The following is a 13,250-nucleotide window of genomic DNA, read 5'->3' as shown; positions in this document are numbered from 1 at the left end:
TTGGTGTTCAAAATAATTATGGACTATTGCAAAAGACCCGAAACTACACGACCATTTTTAAATTTGTTGGAAATATATGGGCTAAAGTGAAAAGGAATTGAGAGGGTTTTGTAGAATTACTGTTAATATAGTAAGAAATCCCTACTGAGTTGACCTGAGTGATTAACCATAGTATCTTTAAGCTGACATGTTTCTAATTCATGAAGGAGGTCAAGATGGATGGAATTTGTAAAAATGCATGGTCTCGGTAATGATTTTGTTTTTATAGACCATTTTAATAAGCAACCCGCAGAAGGGGAGAGTGAAGGAGACTATCCCGAACTTGCCCGTCGACTTTGTCACCGTCAATTTGGAGTGGGTAGTGATGGTTTAATTGCTGTGCTTCCTTCACAAGTAGCCGATGCCAGAATGCGGATTTTTAATCTAGATGGCTCAGAGCCGGAAATGTGTGGTAACGGAATTCGTTGTTTTGCTCGGTATATTTTTGATCAGGGATATATTAAGAAGAATACAATCCAAGTCGAAACCTTAGCTGGAATTCTTACGTTACAACTCACCCTTGAGGGAGAGAAAGTAACAGGGGTTCGGGTAGATATGGGCGAACCCATTCTTAAACCCGGTTTGATTCCCGTCTTGGCACAAGGTGAGCCAGTTGTTGGTGCTAAACTTGAGGTGGAGGGACAGGAATTCGAGTATACGGCGGTGTCGATGGGAAACCCTCACTGTGTCATCTTTGTCGATGATTATAAAAATTTGGATTTTGAGCATCTTGGACCTGCGATTGAAAAGCATCCGCTATTTCCTAGAAAGACCAATGTTGAGTTCATCCGGGTGGACTCCCGAGGGGAAATTACAATGAAGGTTTGGGAACGTGGAGCTGGGCCAACTTTAGCGTGTGGAACAGGGGCCTGTGCCTCAACGGTTGCGGCCATTCTCAATGGTAAGATAGAACGAAAAGTAACCGTTCATTTACCGGGTGGAGATCTTTTCATTGAGTGGGGTGAAGATAATCGCGTCTATATGACAGGACCGGCGACCTATGTGTTTAGAGGGATAATTCTTGATGACAAGATAACTCAATAGAGATTTTGAGACTGTCTCTATTGTCAGGGACAGTCTTTATTCCATCCTTTGTAGGGTCAACTCAAATTATTTGCTTTTCCTAAAAACGGGTATATATAATAGTACATAATATATGAAGGAAGAAAGCTGGGCTTTAGAAATGGCGAATAGTATGACCGGTTTTGGTAGGGGAGAAGATTCAGGCTATGGGTATCATTTTACGGTAGAGTTAAAATCAGTCAATCATCGTTTTTTTGAGGCTTCAGTTCGGTTACCACGGAATATGGTGAGTTTTGAAGAACGAATCCGCAAGTTTCTTCAGGAAAAGATCCAACGGGGCCGGATTGATGTCTTTATCAATGTTAAGGAAACGGAAGAAAAAAAGAGATTGGTGAAGGTTGACAAAGATTTAGCCCTGTCGTATGATAAAACCTTGAAGGAACTTGCTTTAGCCCTTGAAACAGCGTATGAGACCGATATCTATCGTTTGACCGCTTTACCGGAAGTTCTTGCTGTAGAAGATGAGGAAATGAATTTAGACCTTCTATGGGAGACCTTGAACGGTGCAGTCAGTCAAGCACTGCTTGGTTTTATGGAGATGCGGAAAATTGAGGGAGAAAAGCTTGCAGAAGATCTTCTCAAACGATTAGATACCATCTCAAATGAGAAAGATCAGATTTCTAGCTTATCGGAAAGTATGGTGCCTGATTACCAAAATCGTCTACGGGAAAGAATTCAACTCTTGTTGGGGGAAAATTCTGTTGTGGATGAAGCTCGGCTTGCCAATGAAGTGGCGATCTTTGCAGATCGGGTTTCGATTACCGAAGAGTTGGTTCGCTTACAAAGTCATTTAGATCAAGCTCGTCAAACTTTACGAAGTTCAGAACCGGTAGGACGTAAGCTCGACTTTCTGGTACAAGAGATGAACCGAGAAATCAATACAATAGGCTCAAAAGCGAATAATGTAAGAATTGCTCAACATGTGGTTGAAGTGAAAAGCGAGCTGGAGAAAATTAGGGAACAAGTCCAAAATCTTGAGTAACGGAGGGTTTATTTTGGATATCAAGCTGATCAACATAGGGTTTGGTAATATTGTCTCTGCTAATCGAATTATTTCTATTGTAAGCCCGGAATCTGCTCCGATTAAGCGGATTATCCAAGAAGCGCGGGATGCAGGTATGCTTATTGATGCTACCTATGGTCGCCGCACGCGTGCTGTGATTATCTGTGATAGTCATCATGTCATTCTTTCAGCAGTACAACCCGAGACTGTCGCCCATCGTTTGTCCAGTAAGGATACGAATTCCCAAGAGGATCCGGCAGATTAAGGGGGACCAGAGTGGAAAAGAGTAATGGATTATTGATTGTTCTCTCAGGGCCATCGGGTGCTGGAAAAGGGACGATTTGTCACGAGCTTTTAAGGCAATTGCCGGATGTTAAATATTCGGTTTCGGCAACGACTCGAAATCCTCGCCCGAGTGAAGTAGATGGAGTAGATTATTTCTTTCGTACACGGGAAGAGTTTCAATCGATGATTCAAAACGATGAACTTCTCGAATGGGCTGAATTTTGCGAGAACTATTATGGAACTCCTCAGTTTGCCGTAGAACAGTCCCTGCAAGCGGGTATCGATGTTATTTTGGAAATTGAAATTCAAGGGGCTTTACAGATTAAAAAACGATTTCCTCATGGCGTTTTTGTCTTTGTGGTTCCACCGTCCTTGAGCGTGCTTTCGGAGCGAATTCATAAACGGGGGACGGAATCAGAAGATGTGATTCGCAAACGTTTAGAAACAGCAACGCGTGAACTTAGCTATGTGACAGAGTATGATTATGTGATTGTTAATGATGAGCTAGACAAAGCGGTTGATAAGCTCAAAAACATACTTGTCGCCGAAAAGTGTCGTGTAAAAAGAAAACCTTATGATTTCCAGGGGGTGTAATTTTGAAACAACCTTCACTTGATTTATTGATGAGCAAGGTGGATAGTAAATATACGCTTGTTCTTGCTACAGCAAAGCGTGCTCGGGCGCTTATGGAAGATCCGGAGTATGAAGCAAACGCCCATGGGGTTAAACCCGTGAGCCAGGCATTGGAAGATATTGCGAAAGGTAAACTTCGATTTGAACTCACGCACGAGGGCCTAAAGTAATGCTTCGCGGGAAGAAAATCTTAGTGGGTGTATCAGGCGGGATAGCAGCATATAAAGCCGCTGAAATTGTGAGCCGACTTCGCAAGTTAGGTGCAGAGGTTCATGTTGCTATGACAAAGGGAGCAACGGAATTTATTGCTCCCTTGACTTTGCGAACCTTGTCCGCGAATCCTGTTTATGTCGAAATGTTTGATGAACCTAAGCGTTGGAATGTCGAGCATATTGCGTTAGCAGAGCATGTTGATGCCGTACTGGTGGCCCCGGCTACGGCTAATTTACTGGCTAAAATGGCAGTTGGAATTGCCGATGATTTTCTAACAACGGTTCTTTTGGCTGCTCAGGTTCCAATTTTTGTGGCTCCTGCTATGAATCATGCCATGTTTCATCATCCTGCGACTCAACAGAATTTAGAGACGCTATGCATGCGTTCAGTCAAATTCATCGGGCCAGCCAAGGGCTTTCAAGCCTGTGGAACGAATGGAGATGGCCGGATGAGTGAACCTGCTGAGATAGTTGAAGAATTGATTCAGTTTTTCACTTCATCTACTTTGCTTTCCGGCAAAAAAGTGTTAATAACAGCTGGAGGGACACAAGAACCCCTCGATCCGGTACGCTATCTAGGAAACCGCTCGTCGGGCCGGATGGGTTATGCTATAGCACAAGCCTGCCAGGAGGCTGGAGCAGAAACCATTCTAGTCAGTGCACCTACTGATTTGCCAATTCCCAAGGGGGTTAAGCGGATTTCGGTGATGACTGCCCAAGAAATGCATGATGTCGTGTTGGAGGAATTTCCGAAGATGGATGTCATTGTTAAGGCGGCAGCGGTAGCCGACTATCGTCCTAAAGAGAATGCGTCTCAGAAAATCAAAAAGCAGGGAACTAGCCTCTGGGTAGAACTCGTGCCCAATCCAGATATTCTAGCTGAGCTGGGGAAAATTAAATCAAAGCAAATTCTTGTGGGTTTTGCCGCCGAAACCGAGAACTTAATTGATTATGCCCAGGAAAAAATGCGGCGGAAGAATGTGGATATGCTTGTTGCCAATGACGTAACTCGCCAGGGTTCAGGCTTTGGAAGCCTTACCAATATTGTTAGCTTTCTCTTCCCAGATGGGAGAAGAATAGATTTGCCCCAAATGAATAAGCTGGAGGTCGCTCGGCATCTTCGAGATAAGATTGCTGAGTTGCTCGGTGTAACAAAGGAGGACGTATAGTGGTCAAAAAATTATTTACCTCAGAATCTGTGACCGAAGGACATCCTGATAAAATCTGTGATCAGATTTCTGATGCGATTCTTGATGCAATTTTTGCACAAGATCCAAATGCTCGGGTAGCATGTGAAACTTCGGTCACCACCGGTCTAGTCTTAGTGAGTGGTGAGATAACGACGAATTGCTACGTTGATATTCCACGTGTCGTTCGTCAAACGATTCGTGAAATCGGATATACGCGTGCTAAATATGGTTTTGACGCCGATACTTGCGCAGTGCTTACTTCAATCGGAGAACAGTCTGCAGATATTGCCCTCGGTGTGGACAAGGCTTTAGAAGCTAAAACTGGGGAAATGACCGATGATGAAATTGAATCCATCGGTGCGGGCGATCAGGGCATGATGTTTGGTTATGCCACTAATGAAACGGTAAGCTATATGCCACTCCCGATCGATTTGGCACATCAGTTATCGCGCCGTCTTAGTGAAGTTCGCAAATCGGATCTTTTAGACTATCTTCGACCAGACGGGAAGACCCAAGTCACGGTTGAGTATGAAGACAATCGCCCAGTACGAATTGATACGATTGTTATCTCTACTCAACATCATCCTGAAGTTTCGCAGGAGCAGATTCGTCGCGATCTTTTAGAACATGTTGTACTCCCGGTTGTTCCAAATGAACTTCTCGACGAAAAAACACGTTATTTTATCAATCCAACTGGACGTTTTGTCATCGGTGGTCCACAAGGGGATGCCGGTTTAACGGGTCGGAAAATCATTGTTGATACTTACGGTGGTATGGCTCGTCACGGTGGCGGTGCTTTCTCCGGTAAAGATCCCACAAAAGTTGACCGTTCTGGGGCATATGCTGCGCGCTATGTGGCTAAAAATGTTGTTGCAGCAGGTTTAGCTGATCGCTGTGAAATTCAATTAGCCTATGCGATCGGGGTTGCTCATCCTGTTTCAGTTTTGGTGGAGACTTTTGGTACCGGCAAGATTTCTGAAGACAAGATTGGTGAGTTGGTTCAAAAGAATTTTGATCTTCGTCCGGCTGGGATTATTAAATCCCTGGATCTTCGTCGTCCAATCTATCGTCAAACCGCTGCCTATGGCCACTTTGGTCGTATCGATCTGGATCTTCCATGGGAAAGAACGGATAAAGCAGATGCTCTTCGTCAACAAGCCGGTTTCTAAACTTTAATTATAACAGGGCAGTTCACTGTTAACTTTCAGTTACACAGTGAACTGCCCTGTTTTTTGCCTTCATGGCACAGGCAATTCGTTTAAACCGTTGCGATGACCTGTCCCATTTGCGATATATCATACCCGCCAATTCCGAGAACTTCATTGCGAAAAGCAGTAGAATTAAGGATGCTTAATAAAGCTTGAAAATGTGGCTTTTTTAAATCCTCTTGACGTACAACCAGATCGTAGCGCTCTTTTTGCAACGGGATAAAGTCAAGATTGTTCACTTGGAGAGCCGCTTTCTCAATCCCCAAGCCTACGTCCGCTTCACCTCTGGCGACTTTGCTCGCCACAGCAACGTGGCTCATTTCCTCTTCGGTATATCCTTGGATAGAGGTATGGTTTATATTAAGTACCCTTAATTTTTCATCAAGTAAGACACGGGCACCTGATCCGCGCTCACGATTAATAAAGTGGACATTTGGTCTTACCAGGTCTTCCCAGAAGAAGATTCCCTTGGGATTTCCTTTAGCCACATAGAACCCCTCGAATCGATAAATTAAGTTAATAATCGTTGCAGAGTGGCCAGGTAACATCCTTCGAACATAAGGAATGTTATATTCATCGGTATCACTATCCCATAAGTGAGCAGTGACGACGTTCGCTAGACCTCGATAGAGTGCAGTCAGTCCATCAATGCTCCCAATATACTGACGCAGAAAGCGAATATGTGGAAACTGCTTTTCTAAGTGGCGTGTCAAGATATCTAAGATCATATCTTGTCCGCAGATCACTAAGCCTTCTTCCGCAACAGCTTGAGGGTTACCTTGATTTCCCGAAGCAGAGGTAGGTGCTGCAGCGAAGGGTGTATCCACGGATTTTGCTTTTTGAATATAGTTTTCCAGGTCAGCCCCTTCGACCCGTACCTTGCGACCAATGTGGTAAGCGGTTAGCTCACCTCGTTTTATGAGCTCATAAACTGTGAATTTCGAAATCTTAAGGATCTTGGCGACTTCTTCGGGCGTATAGGATATATCATTTGGCAAAACTAAGTTCACCTGACTTTCTCACAAATTATTATTCCTTTTTATTATAACATATTGTATAATGAAGTCGAATTCAGTTATGTTAGTTTATGTTAGCTGGTGATTGGCTTACGATTGATGCAAATCTACATAAATGAATAAAAACAAACTGAAACTGACTGAACGGGTTGATTACATAATATTATAAGGAGGATTTTAAGTGAAAAAGTCAGTCGTTTTTTTGGGGTTAGTGATGTTGAGTCTATCCTTTACTTTATTGGGGTGTGGAATAGGGACCCCAAACGAACTTTCTAAAAGCAATACACAGGTTCAATCTCAGGAAATTTTGGTTTCCGCCGCAGCAAGTTTAAAGGATTCCCTCACAGAGTTGGAAAAGATGTATACTCAGAAAGAACCGGGAGTCAAGCTTACGTTCAATTTTGGCGGTTCTGGCACTCTCCAAAAGCAAATTGAACAGGGGGCCCCGGCTGATCTTTTTATTTCCGCAGGAACATCCCAAGTTGATGCCCTTAATCAGAAAAATCTCTTGATTAAAGATAGCGTCATTAATCTGGTCGGAAATGACTTAGTCCTTGTGGTGGGTAAAGATAATACCGATGTCAAGTCTCTTCAAGATCTTACGAAGTCCAGCGTAGAAGAAATAAGTATTGGAACGCCAGAGTCTGTCCCGGCTGGAAAATATGCTCAGGAATCCTTGACAAAGCTCAACTTATGGGATAAATTGCAACCGAAGTTGGTATTAGCAAAAGATGTTACTCAAGTGTTGAGCTATGTTGAAACGGGGAACGTGGAAGCAGGATTTGTCTATAAATCCGATGCTCAAGGATCAACCCAAGCTAAAATTGCGCTGACAGTCCCTGCGGACAGTCATAAGGCCATTGTTTATCCGGCAGGGATTGTAGCCGCGACGAAGAATCAGCAAGTCGCTGCGGATTTTCTTAAATACCTGCAAAGCGCTGAAGCACAACACGTTTTTGAAAAGTATGGATTTTCAATTCTTAAATAAAGAAATAAATAGTGGAGTTATAGGAGAGTTCGATGGAGTTTAGCTTTATACCCATTCTGTTATCTTTAAAAGTAGCTGTTTCCTCAGTATTTATCGTTAGCTGTCTTGTAATTCCTATTGCAGGGCATATGGCAAAACGCGATTTTTTCGGCAAAGACGTAGTGGAGTCAATTCTCACTTTGCCGTTGGTGCTGCCGCCCTCAGTCGTGGGCTTTATGCTGCTCTATCTTTTCGGGAAGAATGGACCTCTGGGTAAACTGCTGGAGTCTGTCTTTCACATCCAAGTTGTGTTTAGCTTATGGGGAGCTATTATAGCGGCAGTGGTCGTGTCATTCCCATTAATGTATCAATCCGTAAAGGCGGCTATTGAAAGCGTCGACCCCAATCTTGAAAATGCGGCGCGTACTCTGGGTGCGGGAGAAGTGAGAGTATTCTTTACAATAACTCTTCCCTTAGCCTGGAATGGAGTTCTCGCAGGATTTGTATTGGCTTTTGCTCGTTCTTTAGGAGAATTTGGTGCGACATTAATGATCGCCGGAAATATTCCGGGGAAAACACAAACGATGCCATTGGCCATTTATTTCTATAGTGAATCAGGGATGACACAAGAAGCGACAATTCTTGTCTTAATTATGACGGTATTTAGTTTCCTTGTTATTTATGGACTGAATCGTTGGGGAAAAGGGTCTAGGCGCCAATTGAAAAGAGGGGTAATAAATGATTAAGATGAATTTTAAGAAAAAACTCCCCTCATTTGAACTCAAAATCGATATCACACTGGAAAATCAAATACTGGCTATTGTTGGACCTTCTGGAGCGGGGAAGACGACCCTTTTACAGTGTGTTGCCGGACTTCAAAATCCGACGCAGGGAGAAATCGTAATCGGTGAAAAGCTTGTTTTTTCGTCTGAACAAAGGATTAACCTTTTCCCTAGACAACGTCGTATCGGGTATGTCTTTCAAGATTATGCTCTGTTTCCTCACATGACCGTTGAACAAAATATATTATATGGTAAGCAGAAAAAAGAACATTCTACAGGGCGTAACTTTGCGGTTGCAGATGTTCTTGAAACGTTAAAGATTGGGCACCTCAAAGGGCGTTATCCTACGCAGATTTCTGGTGGAGAAAAACAACGGGTTGCCCTGGCACGTGCTTTGATGACTGAACCCGAACTTATGCTTTTGGATGAACCCTTATCCGCTTTAGACCAGGATACGCGGGATCAACTTCAACAGGAGTTGCTCAAGGTTCAAAAACAGTGGCAAATACCCTTTATCATAGTGACTCATGATAGTCATGAAGCTGAAATTCTAGGAGATCAAATCCTCAAAATACATCAAGGAAGACAGGAAACGATTCAAAAATTGAAAGTTAATTAGATCAGGAAAACACGTTGTGTAAAAGTGATTTTGCTCAACGTGTTTTTTTAAATGCTAAATTAACAAAAGATAAGCTATATTAAGATTGATTTATAAGATCGTTTCTCTTATACTAGATAAGTATTCTTACTATTAGAATTCTAATTGTCTGAATTCTAATATTCTGACAAAGAAGACAACGGAAGTAATTCTACCTCTTGGGGGTGATAAATATGAATTCTGAGAACGCTAAAGAAATCTATGATCTATTGCTTAATTTTATGGGATTATTTTACGAAAAAATTTTTCTCCGCTCTCGACATGACTCTTGTAATTTGCCCTGCTTAAAAAAGAACCAAATGAAAATCTTGAGTATCTTGTACCAGCATGAGCACATCACTTTAACTGAGATTGGGAAAATGCTTAATATTGAAAAGGGCAGTTTGACCACACTGGTTGACGGGTTAGTTGAAAATAACTTCGTGATTCGCTCAAATGATCTCAATGATCGCAGAAAGTCTTTAATTTCTTTAAGTCCTAGTGGAATAGAAGTAACGGATAAAGTTATAAAATTTTATTCGCAAAAAGTTACTGAACTATTGCGTGATGTTGATTCGAAAGAAACCCAACAATTTCTAGAGAGCTTACAGTTCGTGGTTAAGTTTATGAAAAAGATATAGCAGTTCTAGAATCAAAGAAAGAAGTGAAAGTGTCTTTATGGCAAAAAATTTAGATATCCGAAATGGGAATATTGGCAAGTTACTCCTGGAATTTTCGCTTCCAGCAATCATCGGTATGTTGGTGAATTCACTTTATAATGTGATTGACCGAATATTTGTGGGTCGAGGTGTAGGTTCTATCGGAATCGCTGCAACCACTGTGGCTTTTCCAATTATGATTATATTAATGGCTGTTGCCATGCTCATCGGAGTAGGGGCAACGGCATTGATTTCAATCCGTCTTGGGGAACAGAAAAAAGAAGAGGCAGAAAAAATAGCGGGTAATGCTACCCTTTTGTTAGTCCTATTACCTTTAATAATTTCAGGAATCTATTTGTTCTTTTCTGACCCGATCTTAAAGCTGTTTGGTGCCAGTCAAGAGGTTTTACCCTATGCTCGTGATTTTACACATATTATTATGTTAGGAGCAGTACCGGGAGCGATTTCTTTTGGGATGAATAACTTTATCCGTGCGGAAGGAAATCCTCGGGTTGCAATGTTAACCCAAATCATCGGTACGGTGGTGAACACGATTTTGAACTATATCTTTATTTTTAAACTAGGGTTGGGTATCAAAGGATCAGCATTAGCGTCCATATCAGGTCAAACGATCTCAGCAATTTGGGTGCTTAGTTATTTTCTTCAAGGCCGAAGTAAGATTAAAATTAGACTTAAAAATCTGAAGCCTCAAATCCCTATCGTAATGAGTATTGTTTCGATAGGTTTTGCTCCTTTTGCCATGCAAATTGCTAACAGTGTGCAACAAACGATTTTAAATAAAACGTTAATGGCCTATGGTGGAGATATAGCGCTTTCAGCAGCGGGTATTATCATGAGTGTGGCTATGATGCTTTTTATGCCGATTGTCGGGATTAGTCAGGGTGCTCAACCTTTGATCGGTTTTAACTATGGAGCTAAGCAGTATGAGCGCGTGAAAGAAACTTTGAAAAAAGGAATTATAGGGAGTACGATTCTTGCTATTGTGGGTTACATTTTCATTCGAACCTATGATACCCAAATTGTAGAACTTTTCAGTAATGGAGATGCTGTCCTGACACAATTGGCGGCACATGCTCTGGTCACGTTTTTTGCCATGATTCCGTTCGTTGGTTTTCAGATTGTAGGCTCAAATTATTTCCAAGCCGTCGGCAAACCCGTTCAATCCACGATCTTGAGCTTATCGAGGCAGGTGCTTATATTCATTCCTCTCCTACTCATTCTGCCACACTTCTGGGGAATTGAAGGAGTTTGGAGAACCGCGCCGATTGCTGATCTATTATCGGTGACGTTGACTGGAACCGTTCTCTTTTTAGAAATGAAGAAAATGTCTAAGATATCTAAGGCGGTTTCGCAAGAGATTGAGGCACAGTAAATTAGTATAATAGTCAACAAAGACAGGGGACTGTTACGTTTGAACGAATTGTTCAATGTAACAGTCCCCTGTTTACCTGCGTTTTATAATTTAGGCAGCTTTGTCGGCAGAAGCTTTATCATTTTCTGCTTTTGCCCCACTGAGAACAAGGTTTAGGATAATACCAACGATGGTTGCCCAGGCTACACCATGATTCGTGACGCCAATTCCCAGAGCGAAGATGACTGAGGCAATCATGAGGTTCTTGGAATCCGACAGATCCACTTTCGATTCGATCAAAGTTCGAATCCCTGCTACTCCGATCATTCCAAAGAGGAGGACGGATACTCCACCCATGACAGCTGTCGGGATGGACATGATTAAAGCTTGAAGGGGATTAAAGCAACTGAGAATAATTGCGATAACAGCGGCGACCCAGAGATTGAACGTACTATAGACACGGGTGACTGCGAGAACCCCAATATTTTCTCCGTAAGTGGTTACTGGAGGACCACCGAAAAAGCTGGCTGCAATCGTAGCTAAACCATTTCCAGCAAGGACACGATGGAATCCAGGATCCTCGATGGGGTCAGAGTGGGTAATATTGCCGAGTACAATCATATGACCGAGGTCTTCAATGATGGTAACAAAGGCGAGCGGAGCCATCATAAGGATTGCGGTTTTATCCATGCTGGGGAACTGCCAGGTCGTAAAATTAACGGGGAAAACGATCAATTGTTGAAAGGATGCTGCGACTGGACTGAAGTCAACTATTCCTGTGATTGCAGCTGCGATATAACCGATGATGATTGCAATCAAAATGGGGATGAGTTTCAAAAATCCTCTGGCATAAACCGACAAGATCATAGCTAAGGCTAAGGTGAATCCGGCAATATACCAGTTCGAAGCGGCCATGCCCACAGCGGTTGGAGTTAGGCTAAAACCAATAATCGCAACAACCGGTCCGGCAACAACGGGTGGAACGACTTTATGAATCCAAGCTGTACCAAAGACAGACATGAGTAAAAACATAACAAGGTAGATAAGGCCGATGATTAAGACGCCGCCCATAGCGGATGCCATATTGTTCTGATCTTTGACGAAGTAGGTTAGGGCACCAATGTAGGCAAACGAGGAACCAAGATAAGCAGGAACTTTACTTTTGGTTAGAAGTAAAAAGATGATGGTCCCAATCCCTGAGGAAAGGAGCGCTACGGATGGGCTGAGCCCTGTTAGGAACGGTACGAGGACGGTTGCACCAAACATCGCAAATACATGCTGTAAACCAAGGGGAATCGTCTGGGCAAGGGTGAGTCTTTCGTGGATCTGAACTTCTTTTTGCATTATGTTGCCTCCTTCTTTAAACAAAAAACCTCTTCCCTGCCCGCAAGCAAGAAAGAGGTGCCCATGATCCATTTTATTCATGGCCGCCATTCCCTTCTTAGTCTCACGGGACTAATTTAAAGGTCACGGTTATTTTCCTTGCATAGAGCATACCATAGATAAAAAGAGTTTAGCAAGACTTTTTTTATTTGGGGATAAAACTACGATTTTACTCATGCTTCAGTTTATGGTAAAATTTTTATAATGAACAAGGTTGTTTATGTGAGGAGGATTTAGTCATGCTCTTAACAACGACACCAAGTATTGAGGGTAAGCAAATTTTAACCTATCATGGAGTAATTGCTGGGGAAGCCATTATGGGAGCAAATGTTGTTCGTGATATTTTTGCAAGTATAACTGATATTATTGGGGGACGATCTGGGGCTTATGAAGAAAAACTTCAGGACGCTCGGCAAGTTGCAATGCATGAACTCGAACAGAAGGCAATGCAGCTTGGGGCGAATGCAGTCGTCGGGATTGATATCGATTATGAAGTCATTGGGCAAAGTGGCAGTATGTTAATGGTCAGTGTCTCTGGAACAGCGGTAACGATAGGCTAGATCCATAGTCATACTATTGGCATGTACTATTGCCTAACTACAGGAAGGCCGGGACTAATGTCAGGAAGTTCTCAAACTTCTGAGTCAGTCACCGGCTTTTCCTGCATTGTTTTCGCTTTTCTGCGATTTCGCTTAAGGGAGAAATTTCCCCATTTCATTTTGCCCTACTCCTTATTTTTTATGTTAATTATGATAAAATATATTTTTAATAGGTGAAGGAT

The 13,250-nt window shown here is 42.5% G+C and carries 15 protein-coding genes; 13 read left to right on the top strand and 2 right to left on the bottom strand.

The features are described 5' to 3' along the window. Nucleotides 1-219: 219 nt before the first annotated feature. The 7 genes from dapF (at nt 220) to metK (ending at nt 5,614) form a co-directional block, all read left to right on the top strand. Nucleotides 220-1,083 (top strand): diaminopimelate epimerase, encoded by an 864-nt coding sequence (gene dapF / locus DESME_RS11525; RefSeq protein ID WP_006716584.1) that lies wholly within the window; start codon nt 220-222, stop codon nt 1,081-1,083. Nucleotides 1,084-1,222: 139 nt separating this feature from the next. Then, nucleotides 1,223-2,104: a YicC/YloC family endoribonuclease gene (locus DESME_RS11520; RefSeq protein ID WP_025248786.1), complete on the top strand. Its 882-nt coding sequence runs from the start codon at nt 1,223-1,225 to the stop codon at nt 2,102-2,104. Between the two features lie 13 nt (nt 2,105-2,117). Further along, nucleotides 2,118-2,390, top strand: a complete 273-nt coding sequence (gene remA, locus DESME_RS11515) for an extracellular matrix/biofilm regulator RemA (RefSeq protein WP_006716582.1) — start codon at nt 2,118-2,120, stop codon at nt 2,388-2,390. An 11-nt stretch (nt 2,391-2,401) separates the two neighbouring features. Then, nucleotides 2,402-3,004 (top strand): guanylate kinase, encoded by a 603-nt coding sequence (gene gmk, locus DESME_RS11510; protein ID WP_006716581.1) that lies wholly within the window; start codon nt 2,402-2,404, stop codon nt 3,002-3,004. A 2-nt stretch (nt 3,005-3,006) separates the two neighbouring features. Then, complete coding sequence (rpoZ, locus tag DESME_RS11505; RefSeq protein ID WP_006716580.1) at nt 3,007-3,213, top strand: DNA-directed RNA polymerase subunit omega; 207 nt, start codon at nt 3,007-3,009, stop codon at nt 3,211-3,213. Next, nucleotides 3,213-4,424: a bifunctional phosphopantothenoylcysteine decarboxylase/phosphopantothenate--cysteine ligase CoaBC gene (gene coaBC, locus DESME_RS11500; RefSeq protein WP_006716579.1), complete on the top strand. Its 1,212-nt coding sequence runs from the start codon at nt 3,213-3,215 to the stop codon at nt 4,422-4,424. The genes rpoZ and coaBC overlap by 1 nt, the downstream gene beginning before the upstream one ends. Then, the gene (gene metK / locus DESME_RS11495) at nt 4,424-5,614 is read left to right on the top strand and encodes a methionine adenosyltransferase (protein WP_006716578.1); all 1,191 of its coding nucleotides are present in this window, start codon (nt 4,424-4,426) and stop codon (nt 5,612-5,614) included. The genes coaBC and metK overlap by 1 nt, the downstream gene beginning before the upstream one ends. A gap of 89 nt (nt 5,615-5,703) precedes the next feature. On the opposite strand, the gene DESME_RS11490 is transcribed toward metK, so the two are convergent. Continuing rightward, nucleotides 5,704-6,651: a substrate-binding domain-containing protein gene (locus tag DESME_RS11490; RefSeq protein WP_025248785.1), complete on the bottom strand. Its 948-nt coding sequence runs from the start codon at nt 6,649-6,651 to the stop codon at nt 5,704-5,706. A 199-nt stretch (nt 6,652-6,850) separates the two neighbouring features. Between DESME_RS11490 and modA the strand changes: the two genes are divergently transcribed. From modA to DESME_RS11465, 5 genes are all read left to right on the top strand, one after another. Further along, nucleotides 6,851-7,657, top strand: coding sequence for a molybdate ABC transporter substrate-binding protein (modA, locus tag DESME_RS11485; protein ID WP_006716576.1), 807 nt, complete (start codon nt 6,851-6,853; stop codon nt 7,655-7,657). A gap of 32 nt (nt 7,658-7,689) precedes the next feature. Next, a complete protein-coding gene (modB, locus tag DESME_RS11480; RefSeq protein ID WP_006716575.1) occupies nt 7,690-8,382 on the top strand; it encodes a molybdate ABC transporter permease subunit in 693 nt (230 codons plus the stop codon). Further along, nucleotides 8,375-9,037: an ATP-binding cassette domain-containing protein gene (locus DESME_RS11475; RefSeq protein WP_006716574.1), complete on the top strand. Its 663-nt coding sequence runs from the start codon at nt 8,375-8,377 to the stop codon at nt 9,035-9,037. Before modB ends, DESME_RS11475 begins: the two co-directional genes overlap by 8 nt. A gap of 212 nt (nt 9,038-9,249) precedes the next feature. Continuing rightward, nucleotides 9,250-9,696 carry a MarR family winged helix-turn-helix transcriptional regulator gene (locus tag DESME_RS11470; protein WP_006716573.1) on the top strand — a complete coding sequence of 149 codons (447 nt, stop codon included), beginning with the start codon at nt 9,250-9,252 and terminating at the stop codon, nt 9,694-9,696. A 37-nt stretch (nt 9,697-9,733) separates the two neighbouring features. Beyond that, nucleotides 9,734-11,107: an MATE family efflux transporter gene (locus DESME_RS11465; protein WP_006716572.1), complete on the top strand. Its 1,374-nt coding sequence runs from the start codon at nt 9,734-9,736 to the stop codon at nt 11,105-11,107. Nucleotides 11,108-11,197: 90 nt separating this feature from the next. Here DESME_RS11465 and DESME_RS11460 read toward each other — a convergent pair whose 3' ends face one another. Continuing rightward, nucleotides 11,198-12,430, bottom strand: a complete 1,233-nt coding sequence (locus DESME_RS11460) for a solute carrier family 23 protein (RefSeq protein WP_006716571.1) — start codon at nt 12,428-12,430, stop codon at nt 11,198-11,200. Between the two features lie 278 nt (nt 12,431-12,708). Here DESME_RS11460 and DESME_RS11455 point away from each other — a divergent pair, with 278 nt between their 5' ends. Then, complete coding sequence (locus tag DESME_RS11455; protein WP_006716570.1) at nt 12,709-13,029, top strand: heavy metal-binding domain-containing protein; 321 nt, start codon at nt 12,709-12,711, stop codon at nt 13,027-13,029. The last annotated feature ends 221 nt before the right edge of the window (nt 13,030-13,250 follow it).

This window comes from Desulfitobacterium metallireducens DSM 15288 (genome assembly GCF_000231405.2).
Taxonomy (GTDB): domain Bacteria; phylum Bacillota; class Desulfitobacteriia; order Desulfitobacteriales; family Desulfitobacteriaceae; genus Desulfitobacterium_A; species Desulfitobacterium_A metallireducens.
The sequence above is the reverse complement of the archived record's forward strand: the minus strand, read 5'-3'. Positions and strand labels throughout refer to the sequence as shown.

Coding starts and splice junctions, on each gene's coding strand:
- dapF (WP_006716584.1), top strand. CDS start 220: ATGGAATTTGTAAAAATGCATGGTCTCGGTAATGATTTTGTTTTTATA.
- DESME_RS11460 (WP_006716571.1), bottom strand. CDS start 12,430: ATGCAAAAAGAAGTTCAGATCCACGAAAGACTCACCCTTGCCCAGACG.
- DESME_RS11470 (WP_006716573.1), top strand. CDS start 9,250: ATGAATTCTGAGAACGCTAAAGAAATCTATGATCTATTGCTTAATTTT.
- DESME_RS11520 (WP_025248786.1), top strand. CDS start 1,223: ATGGCGAATAGTATGACCGGTTTTGGTAGGGGAGAAGATTCAGGCTAT.
- DESME_RS11465 (WP_006716572.1), top strand. CDS start 9,734: ATGGCAAAAAATTTAGATATCCGAAATGGGAATATTGGCAAGTTACTC.
- coaBC (WP_006716579.1), top strand. CDS start 3,213: ATGCTTCGCGGGAAGAAAATCTTAGTGGGTGTATCAGGCGGGATAGCA.
- modB (WP_006716575.1), top strand. CDS start 7,690: ATGGAGTTTAGCTTTATACCCATTCTGTTATCTTTAAAAGTAGCTGTT.
- DESME_RS11455 (WP_006716570.1), top strand. CDS start 12,709: ATGCTCTTAACAACGACACCAAGTATTGAGGGTAAGCAAATTTTAACC.
- DESME_RS11475 (WP_006716574.1), top strand. CDS start 8,375: ATGATTAAGATGAATTTTAAGAAAAAACTCCCCTCATTTGAACTCAAA.